The sequence below is a fragment of the Polynucleobacter sp. MWH-P3-07-1 genome, assembly GCF_018687555.1.
Classification (GTDB): domain Bacteria; phylum Pseudomonadota; class Gammaproteobacteria; order Burkholderiales; family Burkholderiaceae; genus Polynucleobacter.
Genome location: NZ_CP061296.1, coordinates 1,065,969 through 1,087,003 on the forward strand (window position 1 = coordinate 1,065,969; position 21,035 = coordinate 1,087,003).

At 48.1% G+C, this 21,035-nt stretch carries 24 protein-coding genes and 2 tRNA genes; 12 read left to right on the forward strand and 14 right to left on the reverse strand.

What is annotated here, in order from left to right; all coding sequences use genetic code 11:
- Positions 1-13 precede the first annotated feature (13 nt).
- The 3 genes from ilvC to ICU98_RS05560 are packed head-to-tail and all read right to left on the reverse strand — an operon-like array spanning position 14 to position 3,358.
- Positions 14-1,030, reverse strand: coding sequence for a ketol-acid reductoisomerase (ilvC, locus tag ICU98_RS05550; RefSeq protein ID WP_215335787.1), 1,017 nt, complete (start codon positions 1,028-1,030; stop codon positions 14-16).
- Between the two features lie 55 nt (positions 1,031-1,085).
- Positions 1,086-1,577, reverse strand: a complete 492-nt coding sequence (gene ilvN, locus ICU98_RS05555) for an acetolactate synthase small subunit (RefSeq protein ID WP_112204366.1) — start codon at positions 1,575-1,577, stop codon at positions 1,086-1,088.
- Positions 1,577-3,358: an acetolactate synthase 3 catalytic subunit gene (locus ICU98_RS05560; protein WP_215335788.1), complete on the reverse strand. Its 1,782-nt coding sequence runs from the start codon at positions 3,356-3,358 to the stop codon at positions 1,577-1,579. The genes ilvN and ICU98_RS05560 overlap by 1 nt, the downstream gene beginning before the upstream one ends.
- Positions 3,359-3,551: 193 nt before the next feature.
- Between ICU98_RS05560 and ICU98_RS05565 the strand changes: the two genes are divergently transcribed.
- The 4 genes from ICU98_RS05565 to ICU98_RS05580 are packed head-to-tail and all read left to right on the forward strand — an operon-like array spanning position 3,552 to position 5,794.
- Complete coding sequence (locus ICU98_RS05565) at positions 3,552-4,121, forward strand: RNA polymerase sigma factor (protein ID WP_215351125.1); 570 nt, start codon at positions 3,552-3,554, stop codon at positions 4,119-4,121.
- The gene (locus ICU98_RS05570) at positions 4,118-4,576 is read left to right on the forward strand and encodes a DUF3619 family protein (RefSeq protein ID WP_251365308.1); all 459 of its coding nucleotides are present in this window, start codon (positions 4,118-4,120) and stop codon (positions 4,574-4,576) included. The genes ICU98_RS05565 and ICU98_RS05570 overlap by 4 nt, the downstream gene beginning before the upstream one ends.
- Before the next feature lie 33 nt (positions 4,577-4,609).
- Positions 4,610-5,248, forward strand: coding sequence for a DUF3106 domain-containing protein (locus tag ICU98_RS05575; RefSeq protein ID WP_215351128.1), 639 nt, complete (start codon positions 4,610-4,612; stop codon positions 5,246-5,248).
- Between the two features lie 9 nt (positions 5,249-5,257).
- Positions 5,258-5,794 carry an RDD family protein gene (locus ICU98_RS05580; RefSeq protein WP_215351131.1) on the forward strand — a complete coding sequence of 179 codons (537 nt, stop codon included), beginning with the start codon at positions 5,258-5,260 and terminating at the stop codon, positions 5,792-5,794.
- Position 5,795: 1 nt separating this feature from the next.
- On the opposite strand, the gene ICU98_RS05585 is transcribed toward ICU98_RS05580, so the two are convergent.
- From ICU98_RS05585 to ICU98_RS05605, 5 genes are all read right to left on the reverse strand, one after another.
- Complete coding sequence (locus ICU98_RS05585) at positions 5,796-6,452, reverse strand: membrane integrity-associated transporter subunit PqiC (RefSeq protein WP_251365309.1); 657 nt, start codon at positions 6,450-6,452, stop codon at positions 5,796-5,798.
- A complete protein-coding gene (locus tag ICU98_RS05590) occupies positions 6,449-7,393 on the reverse strand; it encodes an MlaD family protein (RefSeq protein ID WP_215351134.1) in 945 nt (314 codons plus the stop codon). Before ICU98_RS05590 ends, ICU98_RS05585 begins: the two co-directional genes overlap by 4 nt.
- On the reverse strand, positions 7,390-8,154 hold the full coding sequence (locus ICU98_RS05595; protein WP_215285430.1) for an ABC transporter ATP-binding protein: 765 nt from the start codon (positions 8,152-8,154) through the stop codon (positions 7,390-7,392). Before ICU98_RS05595 ends, ICU98_RS05590 begins: the two co-directional genes overlap by 4 nt.
- Positions 8,154-9,338: an ABC transporter permease gene (locus ICU98_RS05600; RefSeq protein ID WP_215351137.1), complete on the reverse strand. Its 1,185-nt coding sequence runs from the start codon at positions 9,336-9,338 to the stop codon at positions 8,154-8,156. Before ICU98_RS05600 ends, ICU98_RS05595 begins: the two co-directional genes overlap by 1 nt.
- 74 nt (positions 9,339-9,412) lie before the next feature.
- Positions 9,413-9,489, reverse strand: a tRNA-Arg gene (locus ICU98_RS05605).
- 18 nt (positions 9,490-9,507) lie between these two features.
- Between ICU98_RS05605 and greB the strand changes: the two genes are divergently transcribed.
- Positions 9,508-10,008 carry a transcription elongation factor GreB gene (gene greB / locus ICU98_RS05610; protein WP_215351140.1) on the forward strand — a complete coding sequence of 167 codons (501 nt, stop codon included), beginning with the start codon at positions 9,508-9,510 and terminating at the stop codon, positions 10,006-10,008.
- A 10-nt stretch (positions 10,009-10,018) separates the two neighbouring features.
- Here the strand turns inward: greB and ICU98_RS05615 are convergent, their stop codons facing one another.
- The 4 genes from ICU98_RS05615 to ICU98_RS05630 form a co-directional block, all read right to left on the reverse strand.
- Positions 10,019-12,322, reverse strand: coding sequence for a bifunctional (p)ppGpp synthetase/guanosine-3',5'-bis(diphosphate) 3'-pyrophosphohydrolase (locus tag ICU98_RS05615; protein ID WP_251365416.1), 2,304 nt, complete (start codon positions 12,320-12,322; stop codon positions 10,019-10,021).
- Between the two features lie 93 nt (positions 12,323-12,415).
- A complete protein-coding gene (gene rpoZ, locus ICU98_RS05620) occupies positions 12,416-12,619 on the reverse strand; it encodes a DNA-directed RNA polymerase subunit omega (RefSeq protein WP_011902918.1) in 204 nt (67 codons plus the stop codon).
- Positions 12,620-12,665: 46 nt separating this feature from the next.
- Positions 12,666-13,295, reverse strand: coding sequence for a guanylate kinase (gmk, locus tag ICU98_RS05625; RefSeq protein ID WP_215351146.1), 630 nt, complete (start codon positions 13,293-13,295; stop codon positions 12,666-12,668).
- A gap of 26 nt (positions 13,296-13,321) precedes the next feature.
- A complete protein-coding gene (locus ICU98_RS05630; RefSeq protein ID WP_215351148.1) occupies positions 13,322-14,251 on the reverse strand; it encodes a YicC/YloC family endoribonuclease in 930 nt (309 codons plus the stop codon).
- A 41-nt stretch (positions 14,252-14,292) separates the two neighbouring features.
- On the opposite strand from ICU98_RS05630, the gene rph reads away from it, so the two are divergent.
- From rph to hemW, 3 genes are read left to right on the forward strand one after another with little or no spacing between them, the layout of a single operon-like run.
- Positions 14,293-15,033 (forward strand): ribonuclease PH, encoded by a 741-nt coding sequence (gene rph, locus ICU98_RS05635; RefSeq protein ID WP_215351150.1) that lies wholly within the window; start codon positions 14,293-14,295, stop codon positions 15,031-15,033.
- Positions 15,034-15,043: 10 nt separating this feature from the next.
- Positions 15,044-15,643: an RdgB/HAM1 family non-canonical purine NTP pyrophosphatase gene (gene rdgB, locus ICU98_RS05640; protein ID WP_215351153.1), complete on the forward strand. Its 600-nt coding sequence runs from the start codon at positions 15,044-15,046 to the stop codon at positions 15,641-15,643.
- On the forward strand, positions 15,636-16,817 hold the full coding sequence (gene hemW, locus ICU98_RS05645; protein WP_215351156.1) for a radical SAM family heme chaperone HemW: 1,182 nt from the start codon (positions 15,636-15,638) through the stop codon (positions 16,815-16,817). Before rdgB ends, hemW begins: the two co-directional genes overlap by 8 nt.
- Here hemW and ICU98_RS05650 read toward each other — a convergent pair.
- Both ICU98_RS05650 and ICU98_RS05655 read right to left on the reverse strand, forming a co-directional pair.
- Complete coding sequence (locus ICU98_RS05650) at positions 16,814-17,134, reverse strand: hypothetical protein (protein ID WP_215351159.1); 321 nt, start codon at positions 17,132-17,134, stop codon at positions 16,814-16,816. The genes hemW and ICU98_RS05650 overlap by 4 nt on opposite strands.
- A 37-nt stretch (positions 17,135-17,171) precedes the next feature.
- Positions 17,172-17,261, reverse strand: a tRNA-Ser gene (locus ICU98_RS05655).
- 108 nt (positions 17,262-17,369) lie between these two features.
- Here ICU98_RS05655 and pgi point away from each other — a divergent pair.
- The 4 genes from pgi to ICU98_RS05675 all read left to right on the forward strand — a co-directional run bounded on the left by pgi (position 17,370) and on the right by ICU98_RS05675 (position 20,981).
- Entirely contained in the window at positions 17,370-18,854 is a 1,485-nt protein-coding gene (gene pgi, locus ICU98_RS05660) for a glucose-6-phosphate isomerase (RefSeq protein WP_215351162.1), read from the forward strand.
- Positions 18,855-18,949: 95 nt separating this feature from the next.
- On the forward strand, positions 18,950-19,210 hold the full coding sequence (locus tag ICU98_RS05665; protein ID WP_215351165.1) for a PbsX family transcriptional regulator: 261 nt from the start codon (positions 18,950-18,952) through the stop codon (positions 19,208-19,210).
- Positions 19,210-19,578: a type II toxin-antitoxin system PemK/MazF family toxin gene (locus tag ICU98_RS05670; RefSeq protein WP_215351168.1), complete on the forward strand. Its 369-nt coding sequence runs from the start codon at positions 19,210-19,212 to the stop codon at positions 19,576-19,578. Before ICU98_RS05665 ends, ICU98_RS05670 begins: the two co-directional genes overlap by 1 nt.
- A 17-nt stretch (positions 19,579-19,595) precedes the next feature.
- Entirely contained in the window at positions 19,596-20,981 is a 1,386-nt protein-coding gene (locus ICU98_RS05675) for a phosphomannomutase/phosphoglucomutase (protein WP_215351171.1), read from the forward strand.
- Positions 20,982-21,035 lie beyond the last annotated feature (54 nt).

Here is a 21,035-nt window from a genome sequence, read left to right on the forward strand (position 1 = left end):
GTGATCTGGTGACTTAGTTCTTGGATTGGTCAACTAATTTGTTCTTGGCAATCCAAGGCATCATGGCACGCAGTTTAGCGCCCACAATTTCAATATCGTGCTCGGCATTCAAACGACGACGAGAAATCAAAGTAGGTGCGCCCGCTTTATTTTCCAAGATGAAGCTCTTAGCGTACTCACCGGTCTGAATATCTTTCAAACACTGACGCATGGCGTTCTTGGTATCTTCGGTCACAACCCGAGGACCAGTGACATACTCGCCATACTCTGCGTTATTAGAGATGGAGTAGTTCATATTGGCAATACCGCCTTCATAGATCAAATCCACGATCAACTTAAGTTCATGCAAGCACTCAAAGTAAGCCATTTCAGGAGCGTAACCCGCCTCTACTAAAGTCTCAAAGCCTGCTTTGATCAACTCAACAGCACCACCACACAGAACAGCCTGCTCACCAAACAAATCCGTTTCAGTTTCTTCGCGGAAATTGGTTTCAATGATGCCGGCGCGACCACCGCCATTGGCAGCTGCATATGACAAAGCGATATCGCGAGCAGAACCTGATTTATCTTGGTACACGGCGATCAAATGGGGTACACCACCGCCCTGAGCATAAGTTCCGCGCACAGTATGGCCAGGTGCCTTAGGAGCAATCATGATCACATCCAAATCAGCGCGGGGTTGTACTTGACCGTAATGCACGTTGAAGCCGTGGGCAAATGCCAAAGCAGCACCCTGCTTGATGTTGGCATGCACTTCTTTGTTGTACACATCGGCAATTTGCTCATCTGGCAACAGCATCATGACGATATCTGCATCTTTAACCGCTTCAGCCACTTCTTTAACAGTTAAACCAGCATTTGCTGCCTTTTTCCAAGAGGCACCGTCTTTACGTAAGCCCACTGTAACTTTGACGCCAGAATCATTCAGGTTCAATGCGTGTGCATGACCTTGTGAACCATAACCAATGATGGTGACGTTCTTGCCTTTAATCAGGGACAAATCAGCGTCTTTATCGTAAAAAACTTTCATGCTATTTCCTTGTGTGAAAAATATGGACTACTTTGTAATGAATCAGTTAAAAAAATTAGACCTTCAAAATTCGTTCGCCACGACCGATACCAGAACCGCCCGAGCGAACAGTTTCCAGAATCGATGCACGATCAATCGAATCAATAAATGCATCAAGTTTCATGCCATCACCCGTAAGCTCAATCGTGTAACTCTTATCGGTGACATCAATAATGCGGCCACGGAAGATGTCAGTTGTCCGCTTGAGCTCTTCACGCTCCTTACCAACTGCGCGCACTTTGATCATCATCAGCTCACGCTCGATATGAGGACCTTCGGTCAAATCAAAGACCTTTACCACTTCAACTAAGCGGTTCAGATGCTTTGTGATTTGCTCGATGATGTCTTCAGAACCAACTGTCACAATCGTCATACGCGACAAAGAAGAATCCTCGGTTGGCGCAACACTCAGTGTCTCAATGTTGTAGCCCCGTGCCGAGAATAAGCCAACCACACGCGATAAAGCGCCTGGTTCGTTCTCTAATAAAACCGAAATAATGTGTCGCATTAGAGATCCTCGCTACCCAAGAGCATCTCACTAATGCCCTTACCGGCCTGCACCATAGGCCAAACGTTTTCTTCCGGATCGGTCTGGAAATCCATAAATACGGTGCGGTCCTTCAAACGAATGGCTTCCTTGAGTGCGCCCTCAACATCAGACTTCTTCTCAATGCGCATGCCAACGTGACCAAAGGCTTCAGCCAATTTCACGAAGTCTGGTAAAGAATCCATATATGAACTGGAGTAGCGCTTGTTATAGGTCAGCTCTTGCCATTGACGAACCATACCCAAGTAGCGGTTGTTCAAAGACACAATCTTCACCGGCGTGTTGTATTGCTTACAGGTGGACAGCTCCTGAATACACATCTGAATCGAACCCTCACCAGTCACCGTGAAAACGTCTTTATCTGGGAAGGCTTTCTTGATGCCCATAGCGTATGGCAAGCCAACGCCCATGGTGCCAAGACCCCCTGAGTTAATCCAGCGGCGGGGTTTATCAAACTTGTAGAACTGGGCAGCCCACATTTGATGCTGACCAACGTCAGAGCAAATAAAGGCGTCGCCACCAGTAAGCTCCCAGAGCTTCTGGATCACATACTGTGGCTTCACAATTTGGGACTGCTCGTCATACTTCAAGCAATCTTTTTTGCGCCATTCATTAATCTGCGCCCACCACGCTGCCAGCTTGGCATCATTCTTGAGCGGCCCTGCTGCTTTAAGCTGCGCAGTCATCTCTTGCAACACTTCTTTGAGGTTGCCAACAATGGGCACATCCACCTTCACCCGTTTTGAAATCACAGACGGGTCGATATCAATATGGATGATCTTGCGGGGATGGCTTGCGAAGTGTTCGGTATTACCGATCACACGATCGTCAAAGCGCGCACCAATCGCAATCAACACATCGCTGTGCTGCATTGCCATGTTGGCCTCGTAAGTACCGTGCATACCCAGCATGCCTAAAAACTGTGGGCTGGTTCCAGGAAAACCGCCCAAGCCCATCAAGGTATTGGTGACGGGATAACCTAGGAGGTCAGCGAATTCTTTTAACTCTGGCGCAGCATCGGCCAAGATGATGCCGCCACCGGTATAGATATAGGGACGCTCAGCCTCTTGCAATAAAGCAACGGCTTTGCGGATCTGTCCGCTGTGGCCCTTCACTACCGGGTTATACGAACGCATCTCTAGGGTTTCGGGGTAAACAAAAGGTCCCTTGGTTGCTGAGATATCTTTGGGAATATCGACCAAGACTGGGCCAGGTCTTCCAGTGCGTGCAATATGAAAAGCCTTCTTTAACACCAGAGGCAAATCTTTAATGTCTTTGACCAAGAAGTTGTGCTTTACGATTGGACGCGTAATACCAACGGTATCTGCTTCTTGGAAAGCATCTTCACCAATCGCATAAGTGGGGACGTTACCGCTAATGATCACCATCGGGATCGAGTCGGTATACGCGGTCGCAATTCCGGTAACAGCATTCGTTACGCCAGGACCGGATGTGACTAAAGCAACGCCAACCTTGCCGGTTGCGCGTGCATAGCCATCAGCCGCATGCACTGCTGCTTGCTCATGGCGAACCAGGATATGTTCAAACTTATCCTGTTTAAAAATTTCGTCGTAGATAAAAAGCACTGCTCCACCGGGATATCCCCAGACAAATTCAACGCCTTCTGCGTGCAAAGCATGCACAAGCATTTCGGCACCGATCATTTCTGGTGGAGGGGTTTTGGAGCTGGCTGAGTCTGGATTAGCTGTTTTAGCTAAAAATTCTGCGCTGCTTGTATTCATTTTCTTTCGTCCTTTGCAATTTTCGGCAAAAAATTGTTTGGTCTGTTCTGTCCCTGGCTTATGACCGGGGTTCGAACGGCGCTGCTACCAAAGAAAGCCACTTCTTGAATGATTTTCTCGGCAGTAAGCCCTCTATTCTATAGCAATCCCCTAAAATGACTCAATCCTTACCGACTCAGGTCTAAATCTTTGCATGGCATCAGCCCAAGAACTATCTGATTTTCTGAGCAGTGTTGAGCAGCGCGCTTTTAAACAAGCGGTCTACGCTGTGCGAGACGACGATGCTGCGCTGGACATTGTTCAAGATGCGATGATCAAATTGGCTGAAAAATACGGCGATCGGCCAGCCGCCGAACTCCCCCTGGTCTTTACTCGTATCCTCCAAAACCGGATTCATGACTGGTTTAGAAGGCAAAAGGTCAGAAATGCTTGGGTGACCCTATTTTCTAGTATGGGTAAAAAATCCGAGGAAAACGATGATTTTGACCCTTTAGAGCAACTTTCTGCCCCAGATGACAGCCAAATTCATCAGGATGGGTCTCAACGGCTGGAACAAAGTCAGCTTTTACAGGCCCTGGAGTCAGAAATATCTAAATTACCCGTCCGTCAACGAGAAGCCTTCCTCATGCGTTATTGGGATGAGCTCAGCATTTCTGATACCGCAAAAGCAATGAATTGTAGTGAAGGTAGTGTAAAAACACATTGTTCAAGAGCAACTCAGTCTTTGGCTAAAGCATTGAAATTAAAAGGAATTACCCTGTGAACCACAGCAAAATTGACAATTTGACCCCACTAGAAGCCGATCGCTTTGGTCAGGCCAGCGCTGCTCTTTTGCGTCAGGGAACCCAAAACTTACCTGCAAACATTAAAGACCGTCTTTATGCAGCACGCATGAAGGCGCTGTCACTGAGCAGAGCTAAAGTGCATGCTCGCTCTAACGTATTAGCCACTAATGCTGGTAACTGGTCATCACACTCGAGCACGCTCTGGGATGGCTTCAGATGGGCTGCACCCGTCGCCTTTTTGGTTCTGGGTCTTTATGGTATTGCTCAGTGGCAGCAAGATTCACGAATTAATGACATTGCCCAAGTCGATGCGGCCTTATTAACGGACGATGTTCCACCTGATGCCTATGCAGATAGCGGCTTTTTGAGCTTCTTAAAGAATGGCCCCCTATCAGACTCGGACTCTGATAGCGTAGATCCTTCGACTCACTAAGCCCATACTGGCTAAGCCAGCTTAATTCTGCGTATGCCCCACTCCCTCAAAAACCATCTTGCCAGTAGCCTAGTCCTGCTGGCTCTATGCTTTCTGGGGCCCGTTGGCTTAAGCAGCGCACAAGCCCAAAGCGCTGGAGCTGCCGGTGGTGCTCATGCAAAAGCAACTGGCGTTCCCGAGAAAACACCAGATGGCACTTGGGAAAACTTAAAACCGAGTCAACAATCAATGCTGGCCCCGCTAGAGGAAGACTGGGATTACCTCAACCCTGAAAGTCGCAAACGCTGGATTCAGGTTTCCAATCTTTACCCAAAGATGAGTGAATCAGAGCAACAGCGCCTGCAATCTAGGATGAAGAGTTGGTCAAATTTATCGCAAAAAGATCGTCGTACTGCCCGCGAGAACTACCTTGCCAGCCTGAAGTTTCCTGCAGACAAAAAAGCAGAGGCCTGGAGTGCCTATCAAAAACTGAGTGAGGAACAAAAAAAGAAATTAGCCAAGCTCGAAGAGGGGAAAAAGAAACCCAATGCCGTGAGCTCTCCAACCCTGACACAACATCCGGTAACTCAAAAGTCCGACATTGTCATCAAAGCTCCGCACAATCCGGCTAGCACGAGCACCGCCCCCGCTGAATCTAACAGCGAAAGCTCCTCAAACTCAAATCCCTATTGAGCTATTTGCATGACCCCTTCTGAGTTGAATGCATTACCTGCACCCCAGTTTTGGCGCAGAGTGTTTTGCAGCCTTTATGAACAGCTCGTTTTATTGGGCGTTGTGGCTTTGACTTTTTTATTGCCGAACCTAGCCCTAGGCATTTTGTTCGGAATTTCTTTGCCGAGCTGGCTGACTTTTTTATATCTGTATCTCGTGCTTGGGTTTTACTTTGTTTGGTACTGGACCAAGACGGGACAAACTTTAGCGATGCAAACCTGGCGCATCAGACTGATTGCTCTCAATGGAATGGCGCCGACCCGCATTCAAGCAATACGGCGTTACATTTATGGATCACTATGGCTTGCGCCTTGTATTGGTATCCAATACTGCTTTGATTTACATCGCTGGCAAATTATTGAGATGCTATTTTTTGTGGCGCTCTTTTTGTGGCCACTCAGCATCTTCTTGGATCGAGTAAGTCCATTACAGCGTCAAGGACTTCCCGATCGGTTGGCAGGTACGCGTCAAGTCGTTCTACCAACAAATCGGGTCACACTGATCTGACTTACTGCCCCAAAGGCTTTGGCAATTTCGCAGCGTACTTATTCAGCTCTACTTCGTATAGCTTCAAGATCTGCGCCAAGGCTTCTTGCTGACCCTGAACAAGTGCTTCTGGGGTGTTATTCGTCAAAGCAACTCGCTTGGTATAGCGATTATTTCCAATCACCGGCTTTTCATTACCTGCTGTTGTTACGGTGAGGAAGAACTCGACTGTTACAACAGCCTCTGGTCGAACTCGGTAGTCACCATAAAACTCTTCTACGCTAGCCTGCAAGGTATAAAAAGGAAAGAAGCTGGTGTTCTGCCCCACTGTCATTGCAAACATATTGGCCTGGTTCATCCACTGACGAGTAGCATTGGAGACCATCTCATTTGGTAATGTGGCATAGACGTTATAGAAGTCTTTCTCATAACGGTTATCACCCAAGCGATAGACCAGAGATTTACCATCAAATGGTGGCGTTACTGAAACTGTGCCCATCCGTAACCAAATATCCGTACGAGCTTGATAAGTAGGGCCCGTTCTCACAGGGGCCACTAACCAGCTATTGGTCTCGATGGGTGGGCGATTTGGTAAAGAGCAGGCCAATAATGTGCAGGCCGATGCAGCACAGAGGATGAACTTCAACGTATTGGCACTCATGATGTGATTGAATCTCATTTTTGACCTCCCGCAGCGCTACCGCTTTGTGTTCCATTCATGGGCAGAATAATTTTTGGTGGAGGCTCCCCCCAAATAAGGGTGGCAGGCGAGCGACTGGCAATCCGCGACAACTCATTGAGTTGTTCGGTCGTTTGACGAATATTTTCCATGGAGATTTCTGTATTGCCTTGAACACTCGTGAGAGTCTGACGCAAAGAGACCATTGAGCCAATCAGCTCTCTGGTTAAGACTTCTAGCTCACCTTTATCTGTCACCTTAGCAATCCGTTCCAGGACGACATTGAGTTCTTGCACCGACTTCACAACACCCTGATTTCCTTTGCCATCGCCAGCCATCAGCACGTTGAGGTTGGTCAATAAGGCGTTAAATTTTTGCTGGGTTTCTTGTATGTCGGCTTTGCTCAATGAATCCACAATCTTCTGTAGCCCAGAAAGAATTTCATCAGCCTGACTTGGCAATGAAGGGATCTCAAAATACTCCGGTTTCCATGGAAATTTTAGCGGTGGATACATTTCTGCAGAAGAGTGCGATGCAAAGTCAAACTCAACATAGTTCACACCCGTAATCCCCATCGACTTCACGCGAGTACGAAGACGATCCTGTACAAAGGTATTCAGACTTTCTTGATCGATCTTATCGCCAAAGATTTGCATCCGGATCACCACATATTCTTTGCGCTCCGTAATCGGAGTTTCTTTCTCATACATATCGCCAGATAAGCCGACTAAAGTAACTTGTCCAATCTTGACCCCCCGAAAACGAACGGGAGCACCAACATCCAAGCCAGTGACAGACTGTTTGACGTAGGTTTCCACCATGAAGGAGGGTTTGAACAAGCGCCCGCCGCCAAAGATCAGAATAATGGCAATCAAAACAGCGATGGCACTGAGTACAAACGCACCTAAGCGAAAATAATTGGGATTGGCATTGTTAGTCATGCGACTTCCTTACTCATAATGCGGTTAAAGAATTGATGGACGCGAGGGTCGGGGCTGGAATCTCGTAATACCTTGGGATCACCCTCGGCAATAATACTTTTGGTCTTTTTATCTAGCATGATGACTTTATCGGCAATGGCGTAGATGCTCGCCAACTCATGAGAAACAATCACAAAGGTAAAACCGAGATTTTTAGATAAATCCAAGATGGTACTGTCCAGATCTGCTGAGGTAATTGGATCAAGACCTGCAGAAGGCTCATCCAAGAACAGAATCTTCGGATCCAATGCCATCGCACGCGCAATGGCAGCGCGCTTTTGCATACCACCACTAATCTCGTTTGGCATATAGCTTTCATAGGGCAGCAAACCAACTAAATCGAGCTTACAACGTGCCAAGAGCTTCATTTGGTCTTGCGTCAACTGGGTGTACTCTTCCATAAAGAGTGTCACGTTATCCAAGAGATTCATTGAGCCAAATAAAGCGCCTTGCTGGTACATCATGCCAAAGCTCGTCATAATTTTTTGTCGCTCGGCACCGACTGCAGTCGTAATGTTCTGCCCTTCAATCAAGACATCACCAGCCAAGGGTTGATGTAGGCCGTTGAGATTGGTTAATAGGCTCGATTTTCCACAACCCGAGCCGCCGAGAATCACAAAGATTTCGCCAGCGTTCACGGAGAAATTGAGGTTCTGGAGCAAAATATTTGAGCCATAACCTACGGTCAGGTTCTGCACATCAATGGCTGGTGTGTTTGTCATCAGAAGCCCGTCTTATAAGAAATGAAGGCAAAGATGCCATCCACCAACACGATTAACACAATACTGCTCACGACTGCCCGCGTTGCAGAGATACCCACCGCTGCAGCGCCAGTGCCCGTTTGCATGCCGCGCAGACAGCCGACCGCTGAAACGACCACACCAAACAGCGTCGCCTTAATCAAGCCAGAGAAGATATCTTCTATACCAACTACCTGCAGCATGCCGTTATAGAAATTCACCATGGGTACGCCATAAATAACGAGGGTGAGCGCTGAAGAAAAGACGCTCACAAGATCAGCAAATAAAGTCAGAATTGGTGTTACCAAAATACCCGCCAACACCCGGGGTACGATCAAGAAACGGACTGGGCTTAGACCGCCGGTCACTAGAGCATCCACTTCATTGTTCACCGTCATCGTGCCGATCTCGGCAGCAAACGCAGCAGAGGAACGGCCAGCCAATAAGATCGCGGTGATCAATGGTCCGAGTTCGCGGAAAATGCCGAGAGAAACTAAGGGCCCCACAAAAGAGATGGCGCCAAACTGTTGCATACCAATGGCGGATTGAAAGGACAAAATCACGCCAATCAGAAAGGCCACTAAACCTACAATCGGCAAGGCCGCAATACCAGCTTGAACAGCGGCATTCACAAAATCGCCCCAACGGACTTTAGCGGGATTGCATACCGACCACACTAAGTCTGATGCGAGGTGTCCAGTAAAAGAAATTAAGCCTACTGAATCATCCAAAAGATTTTGGGTCGCCATTCCGGTGCTGACTACAAAACTTCTTTTTGGCTTTACAGCTGCAGGGGGGAACAAATTACCAATCGGCTCAAATTCTTTGAGGAGCGGTTGATAGCGCGCATCCAGTCCAATGATCTCAAATTGACCACTGGCATTTTTTTGCGCCTGCTCAAGATCGATCAAAAAAGCAAATCCGGAGCCATCCAATGAAGTGACTTGGCTGGCATCAAATGAGAGTGCAGGATTTTTAGCCTTGGTCTGTGCTAACCAGAGATCCTGCTTTTGGCGAATGTCTGTCCAAGTGTGCGCCAAGGTGTAGACATTGACCTGCCCTTTCAGGGCCACTTTGGCATGCAGGGGGTCGAGTAAAGTCCATTCAGCTACTGGTGAATCGAGGTTTTGTTCTAATGGGCCGGGAATGGTCTGAGAAACGCTCATGGCCTAACTATAAGGGATCTCGATGACTCCCATAAGGAAAAGGGCCCAGTTTTTACACTAGGCCCTTGATATTTTGGTGCGGCTGGCAGGAATTGAACCCACGACCCCTTGGTTCGTAGCCAAGTACTCTATCCAGCTGAGCTACAGCCGCAACAGCCATAATTATGCCATGGAAGAGAAGAACTACATCACACCCACTGGTCACGAACGGATCAAAACTGAGCTTTTGCAGCTTTTAGACGTCGAACGTCCCGAGATTGTGAAGGTAGTCCATTGGGCAGCCTCCAACGGAGATCGCTCTGAAAATGGCGACTACATCTATGGAAAAAAACGTTTACGGGAAATTGATCGCCGAATTCGCTTCCTGAATCAACGACTAGAATTCGCCGTGGTGGTAGATAACGCTGCCCGCAAATCGGGAGAAGCTGATGCAGAGCAGATCTTCTTTGGCGCCACTGTGAGCTATGCTGCACTCGAAGGAAAAGATGCTGGGAAAGAAACCCGCATCACGATTGTCGGAGTAGATGAAGTCGATTTAGATAGAGGCAATGTGAGCTGGGTCTCACCGATTGCAAAAGCACTGATCAAAGCCAGATTGGGTGACTGCGTCAAGATTCAGACACCTACTGGTCTGACTGAGATTGAAATCTTAGATGTGCAGTATCTTTGACACTGCCTATTTATTCTGAGCGTGTCCGTATTACGCGCATGACATCGTGATTAGAGCGCAAGTTGCGCATCACCTTAGATAGGTGCAAACGGTCAGATACTTGAATCGTAAAGCGGATCACTACAGAATCTTCTTTATAACGATCGTCCATCGAGACATTCAAAATATTGGAATCGGCTGAGGTAATGCTACTGGCCACTCGAGCGAGTACGCCCTTGCCTTGGTGAGTATCGACCGCCAGATCGACTTCGAATTCGCGATGAATATCCTTACCCCACTCCACCTCAACCCATTTATCGCCATCTTTCGAGAGCATACGCAAGGCATGGGGGCAATCATTAGTATGAATGCGCAGACCCTCGCCTTTACCGAGGTAGCCAATAATGTTGTCACCGGGGATGGGATGACAACAGCTCTGGAAGCTAATGGAATTGCCTTCGCGGCCATCCACAATGATGGCTTGACGCTGATGAGAATAGGAAGGCTCAATCTGGGTAGCAGCCCAATCGGCAGCATCTAAACGCATTTGCTCGCCCACACCCTCCTCATCGAGCAGAATCTTCAAACGAATCGCAAGCTCTTGGGGTGAGCGTCGTCCGAGTGCGATATTGACGCAGGCCTCTTCGCGAGTTTTATCACCCGTCCAATGGAGTAATTTTTCCCAAACCTCGGCAGTCAATAAAGCAGCATCCACTCCTTGCTGGCGTAAGGCGCTCATCAAAAGCCGCTCGCCCAATTGCAGGGATTCAGAATAATGTTTGGTTTTTAAGGAATGACGAATGGCTGCGCGTGCTTTACCCGTGCGGACAAAGGCTAGCCAGCCAGGGTTAGGTTGTGAGCTAGCGGAAGTCACCACCTCAATAATATCGCCGTTCTTAAGCTCACTGCGCAGCGGTAATTGCAGACCGTTAATCTTGACTGCGACACAGGTATTACCAAGATCGCTATGAATCGAGTAAGCAAAGTCAAGCGCAGTGGCACCACGCGGTAAGGCACGGATATGCCCCTTAGGCGTAAAGACATATACCGCATCGGGGAACAAATCAATCTTGACATGCTCCAGGAACTCTTGCGGGTCGCCACTGCTATCCTGAATATCAATCAGCGATTGCAACCATTGGTGGGCTCGGTTCTGCACCTCACTCATATCAGGTGCGCCATCTTTATAGGCCCAGTGGGCTGCGACGCCAGCCTCGGCTACCGCATGCATATCACTCGTACGAATCTGAAACTCTACAGGAACACCTGAGGGTCCAATCAGGGTCGTATGCAAGGATTGATAGCCATTGAGTTTTGGGATGGCAATGTAATCTTTGAACTTCCCTGGCATGGGCTTAAAGAGTGCATGCAAAATACCGAGAGCGCGGTAACACTCGTCGATGGAGCTGACAGTGACGCGGAATGCATAGACATCCAGCACTTGAGAAAAATTCACATGCTTTGCGCGCATTTTGGAATAAATACTGAACAGGGTTTTCTCGCGCCCCTGTAAGTCGACTACTAAATCGGATTTGGCAAACGCCATACGCGTGGATTGCAGAATTTTTTCCACCATCTCTTTGCGATTACCACGCGCCCGTTTAACGGCCTTCTCAATAACTCGGAAACGCATCGGCATTGAGTAGCGGAAACTGAGATCTTGTAATTCACGATAGATGAGGTTGAGGCCCAGGCGATGGGCAATCGGCGCATAAATTTCAATTGTCTCGGCAGCAACTCGGCGGCGCTTTTCCATCGGCACTGCATCCAAGGTCCGCATATTGTGAGTGCGGTCCGCTAGCTTGACCAAAATGACCCGCACGTCCCTAGCCATCGCCATGAACATTTTGCGAAAGCTCTCTGCTTGCGCTTCTGCATGACTTTGGAACTCGAGTTTGTCGAGCTTAGTTAAGCCTTCAACGAGTTCCGCAACCTTCGCCCCAAAACGCTCAACCAATTCCGCTTTGGTTGAACCGGTATCCTCAATGACATCGTGCATTAACGCAGCCATGATCGAGGCTGCGTCTAATTTCCACGAGGCACATAACTCAGCAACAGCAACTGGATGGGTAATATAGGGTTCACCGCTATGACGGTATTGACCTAAGTGGGCTGCATCAGAATACTGAAATGCCTTTTTGATTTGGCTAATCTCATCAGGCTTGAGATAGGTCAACTTATTGAGAAGGCTCTCAATGGAAACAACTTGGTGCTTGAGTGGCAGAGCAGGCGCAGAAGTCGGGCCAAATAAATGGCGACTCGATTGCGCCAACAGAGTCGCAATAATCGATTTCTTACCTGCCTGTGCTTCTAATGAATTTTGGGGATCAAGCAATTCTGCTTGCCCAGAAACTACGCCGGAGGATTCCGAGGCGCTTGAGGCCCTGCTTTTAAGACTGAGAGGGAGCTCCACACCGGAACTCCTAATTTATAGAGGTACTTTGGTCAACATGTCACGGTCGGTTACACCAGCGGCAACTTCGCGTAATGCAACTACGGTTGCTTTATCTCTGGACTCAACGCGTGGGGAGTGACCTTGAACCAATTGGCGAGCACGATAGGTGGCAGCCAGAACCAGTTCAAAACGGTTAGGAATGGTTTTAAGACAATCTTCTACAGTAATACGGGCCATGCTGAACTCACTTCGTTTTTAGCTTCAATACCGATAGGATAACTGATTACACCCCAAGGCGCCTTAAAAGCACGGGGTTGCGCGCCATCACAGGGCCTGAGCGTAAGCGACTCGCTGCCAGAATATGGCGTAAATCGGCCAAGGCTTGCTCAAAGGCATCATTGATCACAATGAAATTGGCTTCATGGGCGTGCTGGAGCTCGATATGGGCGGCAGCCAAGCGTCTTTCAATGGTCGCCTCATCATCCTGCCCTCTTTTACGCAAACGCTCCTCAAGGGCTTCGATGGAGGGGGGAAAAATAAAGATCCACTGCACTGCTGGAATTAACTTGCGTATTTGCTGCGCACCTTGCCAATCAATTTCCAAGATCACATCACTACCGGCTTGCATTTGGTTTTCAATCCAAGTTTTGGAAGTGCCGTAGAAATGGCCATGAACTTCAGCCCATTCCAGAAACTGCGCCTGATCCCGCTCCTGCTTAAATACTTCAGGAGTCACAAAGCGGTAATCCCTGCCATCCACTTCACCAGGTCGGGGTGAGCGCGTAGTGGTCGATAGCGAGAGGGTTAAGCCGGGCTCACTCTGCAATAGCGCATTGACCAAAGAGGATTTACCGGCGCCCGAAGGAGCCACAATCATGAGCATGCTGCCTTGGTAAGCGTTATTTAAGGTCATCACTTAATTGTATGCAAAGGTTTTGCTTATTCTAAATTCTGGACTTGCTCGCGCATTTGCTCTATCAAGAGCTTCAGCTCAAGCGCTGCTTGGGTGCACTCTTCAGCTACCGATTTGGAGCTCAGGGTATTGGCTTCCCGATTAAGTTCTTGCATCAAGAAATCCAAACGTTTACCAACGGGTCCCTTGCCTGCTAATGCTGCATCGACTGCTTGTAGATGGGTTTTCAAACGCGCAAACTCTTCGGCCACATCAATCCGAACGGCGTACAAGACGACCTCCTGCCGAATCCGCTCCATCAGCTCTACGCCACTTTTAGCTTGGGCTTGAGCAGCCAAGGCTTCTGATAAGCGCTCTGTGAGCTTTGCTTGATACTGGGCTACATAGCCTGGAATCAGGGGCTCAATTTTGGCAACAATCTCGCGCATCTTTTGGGTGATATTCAGGAGCACCTGAACTAGGGCTTGACCCTCAGCAGCTCGACTCTCCATGAGGGCAGTTAATGCAGCCCTGCCAGCTTCAGTGGTTGCGGCTAACCAGCCATCTTCATCCCCGCGTGGCTCAGATAGCACCCCTGACCAGCGCAAGACTTCAGCAACGCTCATCGGTTCGGCTTGCGGAAAGCCAGCTTGGACTTTTTCTTGGAGACTGTATAAGGCATCTAGGGCAGCTTGATTGATGGCACCTAAGGCATGGGGGTTTGATTTACTCGCAGTTGTCCCATTCGAGTTAATGCGCCATGCTGCCCTAAATTCGACCTTACCCCGACCCAGGCTTTGGGTCACCATTTCTCTGAGGGCTGGCTCGGCAGCCCTGCATTCGTCTGGCAAACGAAATCCGAGGTCTAAAAAACGGCTATTGACCGCCCGACACTCCATTTGCAGATCAGCAACTACCCCTGCGCCCAAGGAAACTTGGCGAGAAGCGCTGCCATAACCGGTCATGCTCGATATCATATGAACATTGTAGATTGATCCACCCCTCAGGACTAAAGAATATGAATACCAAAAACCAGACCCCTATCAGCCGCCCCAGCGGTCGCGCGCCTAAGCAATTGCGTGAGGTATCCATTACTCGCTCATTTACCAAGCATGCTGAGGGATCAGTCCTCATTGCTTTTGGGGATACCAAAGTCCTTTGTACTGCTAGCGTCTTAGAGCGAGTGCCCCCACATAAAAAAGGGTCTGGTGAGGGTTGGGTTACCGCTGAATACGGCATGCTGCCCCGCTCCACCCATACCCGCAGCGATCGAGAGGCTGCTAGAGGTAAGCAAACGGGGCGTACTCAAGAAATTCAGCGTTTGATTGGGCGTGCCATGCGCAGCGTTTTCAATCTCGAAATTTTGGGCGAGCGCACGATTCATTTAGATTGCGATGTTTTGCAAGCCGATGGCGGCACACGCACCGCAGCGATTACTGGCGCCTATGTTGCAGCCCGTGATGCTGTCAACCATCTTTTAAGAGCTGACATCCTCAAGCAAGACCCCATCATTGATAGCGTGGCAGCAATTTCGGTTGGCATCTATCAAGGTCAACCAGTACTAGATCTTGATTACCCAGAAGACTCTTCCTGCGATACCGATATGAATGTGGTGATGACTGGTAAAGGCGGCATGATTGAGATTCAGGGGACTGCCGAAGGAGCGGCTTTCTCACGCGCCGAACTGATTGAGCTATTGGATTTAGCCGAGCAAGGTATTCAGGAATTAAGCAAACTGCAATCCCAAGCCCTCAAGTAATTTATTCGTAATGCATAAACTGGTTCTTGCCTCAAATAATCCCGGAAAGCTCAAAGAGTTTTCAGAATTATTGGCGCCCTTCAAGTTTGAAGTAATCCCACAGGGGCAATTGGATATTCCAGCTGCAGAAGAACCCTTTCATACCTTTCTGGAAAATGCCCTAGCCAAAGCCCGTAATGCGAGTCAACTCAGTGGGCTACCTGCTTTAGCAGATGACTCCGGTATTTGTGTGAATGCATTGCATGGCGCTCCAGGAGTGCATTCTGCGCGTTATGCAGGTGAGCATGCTAACGATGCAGACAATAACCAAAAATTGCTAGCAGCTCTTGCCAATCAAACTGATCGCAGTGCTTATTACATCTGCGCTCTCGTACTGCTGCAAAGTGCCGATGATTCAAACCCCATCACAGTAGAGGCCCGTTGGGATGGTGAGTTCATCGACATTCCCAGAGGGGAGCACGGTTTTGGCTATGACCCCTACTTTTATATTCCTGAGTTAGGCAAAACCGCGGCAGAGCTCTCACCCAATGAGAAGAATGCATTTAGTCATCGCGGTCAAGCATTACGAACCCTCATCACTGAGTTAATCAAGCTGGATCAGCGTGTCTAGCTCAATCCTATTGCGCCCGCAGTTCACAGCGCTCCCTCCCCTGGCTTTGTATATTCACTTTCCTTGGTGCGAGCGAAAGTGTCCTTACTGCGACTTTAATTCTCATCAGATTAAAGCAGGGAAAACCGGCTTCGATGAAGCCCGTTACATCAAAGCCCTTATTGCAGATTTAGAAACTGAACTTCCACGCATTTGGGGTAGACAAGTTCACAGCATCTTTATCGGTGGCGGGACGCCCAGTCTACTTTCTGGATCAGGCATGCAAGAGCTGCTCTCGGATGTGCGCGCCCGCATCAAGCTTGAGCCCGATGCAGAAATTACGATGGAAGCCAATCCAGGCTCAGTCGAAACAGAAAAGTTTGCCGCCTTTGCGCAAGCGGGTATCAATCGGGTTTCTTTAGGCATCCAGAGCTTTGGTGATGAGCAGCTCAAAGCTTTGGGCCGGATTCATAGTGGGAAAGAAGCTAAGGCTGCAATTGAAATTGCCTTACAGCACTTTAAGTCTGTCAATCTGGATTTGATGTATGGCTTACCAAAGCAAACGCTCGAGCAAGCCCATGAAGATATCGCAACTGCACTTTCATTTAATACTCCACATTTATCGCTGTATAACCTCACACTGGAACCCAATACCTACTTCGCTAGCTTTCCACCGCAGCTCCCAAGTGAAGAAATCATTGACGCCATCTTCGAGCAAAATGTTGCCTTACTGACAAAGGCGGGGTATCAACGCTACGAAGTGTCAGCGTACGCCAAGCAGGGTCAAGAATGCAAACACAACCTCAACTACTGGCGCTTTGGTGATTACATTGGGATTGGTGCTGGGGCGCATGGAAAAATCTCCTTCCCAGATAAGGTCACACGTCAATTAAGAGAAAAGCATCCCGAGCAATATATGAAAACAATGGAGACCCAAGGTCATGCATTGATTGAAGCGCGGGAGATTGCTGCAGAGGACCTGCCTTTTGAATTCATGCTCAATGTATTGCGTTTAAGTGAAGGCGTGCAAACCATCACCTTCAGTGAGCGCACCGGCCTACCGCTCAGTATCATTTCTAGAGAGCTCAGCCAGGCAAGTAATCAGGGCTTACTCGATCCCAACCCCGCACTCCTCAAAGCCAGCGAACAAGGGTATCGCTACTTAAATAACTTACAAGAAATCTTTTTGGCTTAGAAGCTTTTGGTGATCTGGGGGCTCAGCGGAACACTTCCGCCCCCCTCTAATTCTTCAGCCTCTTTTTCTCCAGCAGACTGGGCGCCCGAAGGTGCCTGCATTTTCTGATTCATACGCCCATTGCGAGTAGGGCCGGTTTCAGTGCCATCCAACTCAGGCACTGAAATCTTTGGTGATAAAGGTTGAGAGTTAAATTGTTTTAATTCCTCAGGCGATAAAGCAGGCATTACGGTATTTTGAGCGATGCTTGGTAAGGCCATAATTATCAGACCAGCAAATAAAGACAATTTTGCAAGCTGCTGAGTCAATCGATTCATGTGATCCTAAAGACGCTATTGAAGATGATGCAGATGTTGGCGGAAGAGGTGAGATTCGAACTCACGGAGGACTTTCATCCTCGCCAGTTTTCAAGACTGGTGCATTCAACCGCTCTGCCACTCTTCCTACGCAGTGAAGTGGCAAATTATAAAGAACTTTTACCCAATCTTGCCTAAATCTGCGTATTTTCAGACATTTAGGGCTTTGGTCACCCCGTATTGATAAAATCGATTTATGCCCCTTAAAGACGCTTCAAATACCATCCATACTGCCGTTGATGTCATTTTAGATACTGCTTATCAGGGCATTGATGATCAGGCATGGGTAGGCCTATTTGCACAATCTCGTAAAGCTGGTTTAGAGCAATTTATCGCCGATCTCTTTGCTGGCAAGCATGTCAATGCTAGCGAAGATCGCGCCGCTCTGCACTCCGCCCTACGTAATGTATCAAAAACTCCTGTTCTATTGGATGGGCAAGATGTCATGCCCGCAGTCAATGATGTCTGGCGTCGTATTGATAGTCTCTGCAATCAATGGGTTGGTGTTACCGATGTGATTCATATTGGTATTGGTGGCTCCGACTTCGGACCCCGCTTGGCAATTGAGGCCCTCTCTCACGTGCCGGGACTTCAAAGCCGCGGCATGCGTATGCATTTCTTATCGAATATCGATACTGCAGAATTGGCTCGTATTTTGCAACGTGCCCAACCAAATAGCACCCGGGTCATTATTGTTTCGAAGTCCTTCACGACTCTGGAAACTACTATGAATGCCAAAGCAGTGGTTGCATGGCTCAAAGATAGCAATTGCACTAGCGGACAAATTGCACACTCCTTGTATGCAGTTACCGCTAACGTTGCTGCCGCTAAAGCTTTCGGGGTTGAGGAAGACAATATCTACCCATTTTGGGATTGGGTGGGTGGTCGCTATTCCGTTTGGTCTGCAGTAGGCTTACCAATTGCCTTGCAATACGGATTTAAGACCTTTCAAGATTTCTTATCTGGCGCACATGCAATGGATTTGCATTTTAAGAATACGCCACTAGAAGAAAACCTCCCTGTCATCATGGCGCTCGCACTATTGCATCAGCAAGAGAAGCACGATATCAAAGCCTTTGCTGCGATTCCGTATGCCGATGCGCTAGATTGGTTTCCGAAGTGGCTACAACAATTGGATATGGAAAGTAATGGCAAGAGCGTTGGGCGTGATGGTAAGCCAGTCAAGTTTTCATCGCCAGTGGTATTCGGTAGTTCGGGCAGCAATGCGCAGCACTCCTACTTTCAACTCTTTCACCAGGGCACGGAAACCATTCCAATTGACTTCATTGCGGTTCGCAAACCCATGAGTGATCGTCCTGAGGCGGTGGCGCATCACCGCATCCTGCTCTCCAATTGTTTAGCACAAGCGCAAGCCTTGGCACACGGCAAGGATGCTCAAAATCCAAATGATGTGTATCCAGGCAAGCGTCCGAGTAATCTCCTAATACTTCCAGAACTTAATGCCTTCTATCTTGGTGCGCTACTTGCTCTATATGAAAATCGCACCGTCACTCTAGGCGCTCTTTGGAATATCAACAGTTTTGACCAGCCTGGGGTTGAGTTTGGCAAGGTCTTAGCTAAGCCGATAGAGCAAGCGCTAGCTAGTGGTTCAAATACATTAACCGCAGGCGATAGTATTGACGCTGTGACTGCGACACGGATTAATTTTCTAAATTCTTAAGCCTTGAGGGTCAAATACCCAATTGCATTGACTTTCGAATTGACTTTATTTACGCTATTGTTTAAACTTGTATAAACATTATTTTAGGAGTAAATATGGCTCCAGCTCTCAAAGTTGAGCAAACTGTTCAAGAGTGGGGTAACGGCCTAGGCGTTAGGATTACCTCCCCAGTAGCTAAGGCTGCTCATTTGTCCCAAGGTGTTCCAATTTCCGTAGAGGTAGTCAAGAACGGAGTGCTGCTGCGTATTGTTGGCAAACCTAAACTCAATCTTAATCAAAAGCTCAAAGCATTTGACCCTGAGCAACATGGTGGTGAAGTAATGACCTCAAAACCAATTGGGAAAGAAATCATTTGATGGTAGAAAAATTAAAAGCCTGGGTGCCTGAACGTAGAGAAATGATTTGGATCAACTTTAATCCCCAATCAGGCAAGGAAATGAAAGATGAACACCCAATGCTTGTTATTTCACCAAAAGCATTTAATGAAAAAACTGGCATTGTTATTGGCCTGCCAATGACGCATGCAAAATCCAATGAAACCAATCCGTTTGCCATTAAGTATTCTGTTGGCCGTAGCGAGCCAGTCTATATTTTGACTCACCAACCTAAATCCTTTGATTGGCGTCAACGCTCTGCAAGACCCCACCCTTTGAAAGCTTTGCCTCCCGCCCTTTTTCATGAGGCTTGCGAAGGACTCAATTCGATCATTGAGATCTCTCACTAATATCACTAGGAATACAAGTGCAACTCTCCCCTTCTATTTTTAAAGCCTATGACATTCGCGGCATCATTGATGAGACGCTAGATCCATCGATTGCCAAACTCATTGGTCAGGCACTTGGTACTGAGATGCGCGAGCTGGGCGAGACTGAAGTCGTGATTGGTCGTGATGGCCGCTTATCTGGCCCTAGCTTAATTAGCGCCTTAACCGAAGGCCTGCTTTCGACCGGCATGAATGTGATTGATCTTGGAATGGTGGCCACCCCAATGGTCTACTTTGCCGCTAACCAGACGCTCAATGGCAAGAAACCCAAGTCTGGGGTGATGATTACGGGTAGCCATAACCCACCGAATTACAACGGCTTCAAGATGGTACTTGGTGGTGCGGCGATTTATGGCGAGCAGATTCAGAAACTGCGTAAGCGAATTGAAGATAAACAGTTTGTAGCTGGCCAAGGGACTCGCAGTGAATTTGATATTTTCCCAATGTACTTAGAGCGTATTACCAGCGATGTCAAACTCACTCGCCCCATGAAGATTGCTGTTGACTGCGGTAATGGGGTTGGTGGTGCGTTCGCTGGCAAACTATTTCGCACTTTGGGCTGCGAAGTCCAAGAACTCTTTTGTGAGGTTGATGGCAAGTTTCCCAATCACCATCCTGACCCTGCACATATTGAGAACCTGCAAGACCTTATCCAGAACTTACAGACTACAGATAATGAAATCGGTCTAGCCTTTGATGGCGATGCCGATCGTTTAGGGGTGGTCACTAAAGATGGTCAAGTGATTTTCCCTGACCGTCAGATGATGCTCTTTGCAAAGGATGTTCTTAGCCGCAATGCAGGCGCTCAGATTATTTATGATGTGAAATGCACGCGTAATCTAGGCAAGTGGGTCAAGCAGCATGGTGGTGAGCCCCTAATGTGGAAAACGGGTCACTCCTTAGTGAAAGCCAAGCTCAAGGAAACTGGCGCCCCACTCGCTGGTGAGATGAGCGGTCATATTTTCTTCAAAGACCGTTGGTTTGGATTTGATGATGGTCTTTACACTGGCGCGCGTCTTCTGGAGATTCTGTCTAAGGAACAAGATCCGAACAAAACCTTGAATGATCTTCCCAACGCGATTTGTACCCCTGAATTACAACTCGCTTGCGCTGAGGGTGAACCATTTGAATTACTCGAAGTGATTAAGGCCAATGCCAAGTTCCCCACCTCAGAAACAATCAATACCATTGACGGTGTCAGAGTTGAATACCCAGATGGCTTTGGTTTAGCAAGGCCATCAAACACTACTCCAGTCGTGGTGATGCGTTTTGAGGCAGATACTGAGGAAGCAATTGCCCGCATTCAGGCGGAGTTTAAGGCAGTACTACTGGCTGCCAAGCCTGATGCCAAGTTGCCGTTTTAAGGACTCTTAAAATACCCCTATCATTTATGCGCATATTGATTGTGTATTAATTAT

Bases quoted from the DNA above. Each gene is read 5' to 3' on its own strand.
- ICU98_RS05575 (WP_215351128.1), top strand. From the start codon at position 4,610: ATGCCCCACTCCCTCAAAAACCATCTTGCCAGTAGCCTAGTCCTGCTG.
- ICU98_RS05630 (WP_215351148.1), bottom strand. From the start codon at position 14,251: ATGATATCGAGCATGACCGGTTATGGCAGCGCTTCTCGCCAAGTTTCC.
- ICU98_RS05560 (WP_215335788.1), bottom strand. From the start codon at position 3,358: ATGAATACAAGCAGCGCAGAATTTTTAGCTAAAACAGCTAATCCAGAC.
- ICU98_RS05565 (WP_215351125.1), top strand. From the start codon at position 3,552: ATGGCATCAGCCCAAGAACTATCTGATTTTCTGAGCAGTGTTGAGCAG.
- ICU98_RS05580 (WP_215351131.1), top strand. From the start codon at position 5,258: ATGACCCCTTCTGAGTTGAATGCATTACCTGCACCCCAGTTTTGGCGC.
- ICU98_RS05585 (WP_251365309.1), bottom strand. From the start codon at position 6,452: ATGAGATTCAATCACATCATGAGTGCCAATACGTTGAAGTTCATCCTC.
- ICU98_RS05665 (WP_215351165.1), top strand. From the start codon at position 18,950: ATGGCTCCAGCTCTCAAAGTTGAGCAAACTGTTCAAGAGTGGGGTAAC.
- ilvC (WP_215335787.1), bottom strand. From the start codon at position 1,030: ATGAAAGTTTTTTACGATAAAGACGCTGATTTGTCCCTGATTAAAGGC.
- rdgB (WP_215351153.1), top strand. From the start codon at position 15,044: ATGCATAAACTGGTTCTTGCCTCAAATAATCCCGGAAAGCTCAAAGAG.
- gmk (WP_215351146.1), bottom strand. From the start codon at position 13,295: ATGACCTTAAATAACGCTTACCAAGGCAGCATGCTCATGATTGTGGCT.
- ICU98_RS05600 (WP_215351137.1), bottom strand. From the start codon at position 9,338: ATGAGCGTTTCTCAGACCATTCCCGGCCCATTAGAACAAAACCTCGAT.
- ICU98_RS05650 (WP_215351159.1), bottom strand. From the start codon at position 17,134: ATGAATCGATTGACTCAGCAGCTTGCAAAATTGTCTTTATTTGCTGGT.
- ICU98_RS05670 (WP_215351168.1), top strand. From the start codon at position 19,210: ATGGTAGAAAAATTAAAAGCCTGGGTGCCTGAACGTAGAGAAATGATT.
- ICU98_RS05595 (WP_215285430.1), bottom strand. From the start codon at position 8,154: ATGACAAACACACCAGCCATTGATGTGCAGAACCTGACCGTAGGTTAT.
- ICU98_RS05590 (WP_215351134.1), bottom strand. From the start codon at position 7,393: ATGACTAACAATGCCAATCCCAATTATTTTCGCTTAGGTGCGTTTGTA.
- rph (WP_215351150.1), top strand. From the start codon at position 14,293: ATGAATACCAAAAACCAGACCCCTATCAGCCGCCCCAGCGGTCGCGCG.
- ilvN (WP_112204366.1), bottom strand. From the start codon at position 1,577: ATGCGACACATTATTTCGGTTTTATTAGAGAACGAACCAGGCGCTTTA.
- greB (WP_215351140.1), top strand. From the start codon at position 9,508: ATGGAAGAGAAGAACTACATCACACCCACTGGTCACGAACGGATCAAA.
- pgi (WP_215351162.1), top strand. From the start codon at position 17,370: ATGCCCCTTAAAGACGCTTCAAATACCATCCATACTGCCGTTGATGTC.
- rpoZ (WP_011902918.1), bottom strand. From the start codon at position 12,619: ATGGCCCGTATTACTGTAGAAGATTGTCTTAAAACCATTCCTAACCGT.